The sequence below is a fragment of the Sulfurimonas sp. genome (assembly GCF_028694895.1).
Classification (GTDB): domain Bacteria; phylum Campylobacterota; class Campylobacteria; order Campylobacterales; family Sulfurimonadaceae; genus Sulfurimonas.
Genome location: NZ_JAQVKA010000109.1, coordinates 1 through 4,493 on the forward strand (window position 1 = coordinate 1; position 4,493 = coordinate 4,493).

The window sequence follows — 4,493 nt, forward strand, 5'->3', positions numbered from 1 at the left end:
CTAGCAATTGACTCAGGCATACACAACACGGTAGGTATCGACCTTGTGGCTATGTGTGTAAATGACCTTCTTTGTAACTTCGGTACTCCCTCTTTTTTCTTAGACTACTATGCAACTGGTAAACTTGATGTTAAAGTGGCAACAGATGTTGTAGCTGGTATCGCTGAGGGTTGTATCCGCGCTGAGTGTGCTCTTATTGGTGGAGAGACTGCTGAGATGCCGGGAATGTATTCACATGATGATTATGATTTGGCAGGTTTTGCAGTTGGTGTTGCTGAGAAGAGTGAGATGGATAGAGTATCAATGGTTAGAGCTGGGCATAAGCTAATAGCGCTTCCAAGCTCAGGGCTTCACTCAAATGGTTTCTCGCTAGCTAGAAAAGTTCTCTTTGAAAAGATGAACTTAAATTTCAATGATGACTTCAACGGAAAAACCCTTATACAAACACTTCTTGAGCCTACAAAAATTTATGTTAAAACCTTTAAAGCTCTAAAAGAGCACATTGTTGCCCTTGCCCACATTACTGGAGGCGGTATAGTAGAAAACCTTCCACGCGTCCTTCCAGAGGGCTTAATGGCAGAGATAAACAGAGATGCTATAAAAGTGCTTCCTATCTTTGAACTAATCTCAAAACATGTAGATAAAGAAGAGATGTATAGAGCGTTTAATATGGGTGTTGGAATGATTTTAGTTGTAAAAGCAGAAGACGTTGATTATGTTCTCTCTCAAACAGATGGTTATCTAATTGGGGAGATTAAAGAGGGAAAAAGAGAAGCTAAGCTTATCTAATTTCATAGTTCTACTTTATGAGCAAAAGCTCATAAAGTGTTTAACACTATTTAAATGGTTTATGTAAATCTTTTATAACATCACCAGGGATTGATGCAATTCCAGCAAATTGTCCCATACCTAAAAGTGGATAGTTCATCGCTATATAGTACTCAGCTTTAAGCATAGTTGCTTTTCCACCGCTTACAACGATTGGCCAAGGCAGCAGTCCTGCATTTTGACGGCCAACCTTTGAAACAAATCTTTTTGTACCACGACCTATTTCATAGCCAACTAAAGTTGTATCATCAGTTATTTTTAGCTCATAAGCTATAGCTTTACCTTTTTGATACTCTTTTAGCTTTGCTAGCAACTCAGCATTTGTACCTTCACCTAGAACCTCTACATCTTCATAGTAAGGCATTCCTAAAGTAAAGTGGTAACCAGCTAAATCTTTAAACTTCATCTTATCTTCTGATGGAGTTAAATTTGGGAATGCTTTTGCAATTTTGTCACTAACTCTAGTGAATGTTGCGTGATCATAGTCACCTTGCATATACGCTCTTCCAAAATATACTGGATTTGTTATAGATATAGTTTTTGCTTCATCATCAACAAAAAGTTTCATAACTGCTATATTTGCGCGCCCTGGCTTTGCAGCCTCTTTTTTAAGAGTAGGACATGTAAAGACTATTGTAGTACCATCTTTAACGCTCTCAAAAGTTGTAACTACTTCAAATCCACCATCACTAAGCTTAGCTTTTGCATCCTCAACGCTCATATGAGCGCCTTTGAAATATGTATTTACTTCACCTTTTGGCTCATCAGCTTTCGCTTCTAAGTTAGGGCTTTTAGAACCACAACCAACGAAAGTAACAACAGCAAAAGCTGCTAAAAAATTTAGTAATTTTCTCATATCTCTTTTGCTCCTAAACTAATCATTATGCTTCTAATTTTCTCATCCATCTCTTTGATGAACTTAATTTGTGCAGGATCTGTAATCTTTCCAAAAGTAATCCAGTTCTCAACACTTGGCATACCAACATGTAACACATCTTTGTCTTTTTCAACATACATATACATTGAACATGGAGCAGAAACACCTAACTCAGGGCGTTGCCATACGTTAAACACCGTATATGAAAATGTAAAGTGACAAAGTGAGTAAACCCAGTAAGCATCATATTTATCATTTTCTAAGTCATTATCAGCCCAGAACTCTGCAAAATCTCTCTTACCAGCTATGATATAGTCTTGCCCTTCAAATGCTTTTTCAAACTTTTCCATAAAGTCAAATTTAGCATCTAAAATATCACCACTTCTATCAAAAGGAACTTCAAATTCCATCATTGTTTTATCGTTTAGTTTGTCTATCTCAATATACTCAACTTCTCCACCCATACCAGCATCAGTAGCCTCTGATAGTGCGTCTATATAAGAAGTAAATTGCTTTCTTACTTCTGGGTCTTTTACCTTAGTAATATCAAGCATAGCTTCTGGAGTTAGTGTTCCTACATAAGTTTTTGTTTCACTTTTTTTCTTATAGATAAGATAGTTAAGTGGAGCAAAACCACCAAGTGAAGGCTCTTTCATAAGAAGTTCACGCATATTTTCTTCATTTGAAATTGTAATGAAACCAAGGTTATCTAGATTTTCAACATAATCTTCTTTAAACTGAGGATTAGGCTTGCCATCTTTTAAAAGTTTAGTACCATAAAAAAGTCTATAATAGTACTCTATCCCAGCGTGAACATCTTTTGGAGTAAATCCTGCATCTTCTAAATCAACCTCTAAAATAGCGTTGAAAGCCTTATCTCTCTCTTTAGCATCACCCTCTGAAACATTTAGTCTAATAGCTTGATAGCCAAACGCGATGCTTGAAGTTAGTGCCAATAAAAGTGCCGCTTTTATTAATGTACTTAACATTTGATTCCTTTTTTGCTTGAGTTTATTTGTGATAATAGTATCACAAAAGTACTAATTATTATATCATATAAATCTATAATTTTTCTGAAGTGAGTTTTTGATTTGTCTGTAAAAATAAAGTGCCACCGAGATGGTGGGCACTTTTAAAGTAGAGAGTAGTTTTTAAAAAGCGTAGTTAAGTTGTACGCTGTAGCTTTGCTCTGAGTGTTTAGTTTCAATATCTTGACCCACAAAGTTTCCGAATGTTTCCTTGTTTTCAAGACCAAATACAGCTGCAAGGTCTAATGAAAGAGTCTCATTAAATGCATAAGTACCACCTAGAGTAATATGTGACTCTTGAGTTCCAGGGAAACCTAACAGGTTAAATGTATTTGTTAATCCAGCAGGACCTACTGTATCTAAATATAAACCTTTACCTGTATTATCTTGTACTGCAGACTTTGCATATTGATAACCTGCACGAAGAGCCCATCCATCAGTTGCATACTCATAACCAACAGCATATACATTTTGATCTTCCCAACCAAAATCTTTATAGGTCTCAGCATCTTCCCATAAAATTCTCTTATAATCAAACGCTATCGTGTGCTCACTCATCTTATAACTAATACCAACACCCATCTCAGCAGGAGCAGATATTTTATTGTTATCATAAGTGTTTCCACCACCAAGCATTGGATTGATTGCGTTGCTTAAAACATCTTTAATGTCACTCTCTATCTCTGACTTATAAACAGCACCAACAGTTATACCGTCAGTCTCATAAGATAAACCAATGTTATATCCAAGACTAACATCATCAGCAACACCAGCACCAGTTGGACCACCCATTGGAGTTGAGTCATAATTAATGTCTAATGCAGTATATTGAACGATTGGAGTTATACCAATAGCAAAATTATTAACTGTATAAACTAATGGTAGACCAAACTGCATATTTTGTAATGAAGTAACCATTTTCATATGATTTCCACCAGCAGTCATGAGAGGAGTGTCTCTATAATCAACACCTAGACCACCAGTTCCCCACATACCAACACCCCAGTAGAAGTTATCGTTTACCTTATTTGCGACTGAAACAGAAGGGATTACAAAAAAGTCAGCATCACTTTTTTCAGTTGTTGCACCACCAACACCCATATCGTTTGTTGTTTTAACACTTGGCATAAACAGAGTTCCACCAAAAGATATCTCATGATCAGACTTTATAGTAGTGATTAAAGCTGGGTTTGATAGAGCAGACTCTGCGCCATGACCAACACCAATTCCAACTCCACCCATACCACGAGTTTTAGCACCCATACCTATCATCGCTGAACCGTTTGTTGCAAATGCAGAAGTTGCACCTAGAGCTAATGCAGCTACCACTGCAAGTTTAATTGTTCTTTTCATTTTCTCTCCTACGAGTGTTTATTTAGAATGTAAGTATTATAGGCGAGTAATTTTTAACTGTTTCTTAAACGAATAGTAAACAACCATAAACGAAACTTAAAAAGAGAGCCTCAATCAGCAGTATTATAAGTTATATCTATGACTTTAATCAATATCTTCTATAAAAAAGCATTTTTTAGCTCTTAATATAACTTTTTCATATACTTAAAGCTAAATAATCTAATGAAATTTACTTTTATAAACTTTATCAAAATAGGTGATAAAATTATTATAATGTGTATTTAAGTAACACTTTTCACCTCTTTTAGAAGCTAAAAATCTACTCTACTTAAATAAAACAGCCTCTTTAACCTCTACAAGAGCGCTTCCATTATAAATTTTTGCATCACTAGCACCTAAAATTGTAT

At 35.6% G+C, this 4,493-nt stretch carries 4 protein-coding genes; 1 reads left to right on the forward strand and 3 read right to left on the reverse strand.

The genetic code is table 11. The features are described 5' to 3' along the window. Positions 1–789 (forward strand): phosphoribosylformylglycinamidine cyclo-ligase (gene purM, locus PHI38_RS09200; RefSeq protein WP_299855408.1); only part of this gene is annotated, 789 nt, incomplete at its 5' end. Positions 790–835: 46 nt separating this feature from the next. Here purM and PHI38_RS09205 read toward each other — a convergent pair. From PHI38_RS09205 to PHI38_RS09215, 3 genes are all read right to left on the reverse strand, one after another. Further along, complete coding sequence (locus PHI38_RS09205; protein ID WP_299855411.1) at positions 836–1,684, reverse strand: hypothetical protein; 849 nt, start codon at positions 1,682–1,684, stop codon at positions 836–838. Then, complete coding sequence (locus tag PHI38_RS09210) at positions 1,681–2,694, reverse strand: hypothetical protein (RefSeq protein ID WP_299855413.1); 1,014 nt, start codon at positions 2,692–2,694, stop codon at positions 1,681–1,683. The genes PHI38_RS09205 and PHI38_RS09210 overlap by 4 nt, the downstream gene beginning before the upstream one ends. Positions 2,695–2,856: 162 nt before the next feature. Next, the gene (locus PHI38_RS09215) at positions 2,857–4,086 is read right to left on the reverse strand and encodes an OmpP1/FadL family transporter (RefSeq protein WP_299855416.1); all 1,230 of its coding nucleotides are present in this window, start codon (positions 4,084–4,086) and stop codon (positions 2,857–2,859) included. Between the last annotated feature and the right edge of the window lie 407 nt (positions 4,087–4,493).

Coding starts and splice junctions, on each gene's coding strand:
- PHI38_RS09210 (WP_299855413.1), bottom strand. CDS start 2,694: ATGTTAAGTACATTAATAAAAGCGGCACTTTTATTGGCACTAACTTCA.
- PHI38_RS09215 (WP_299855416.1), bottom strand. CDS start 4,086: ATGAAAAGAACAATTAAACTTGCAGTGGTAGCTGCATTAGCTCTAGGT.
- PHI38_RS09205 (WP_299855411.1), bottom strand. CDS start 1,684: ATGAGAAAATTACTAAATTTTTTAGCAGCTTTTGCTGTTGTTACTTTC.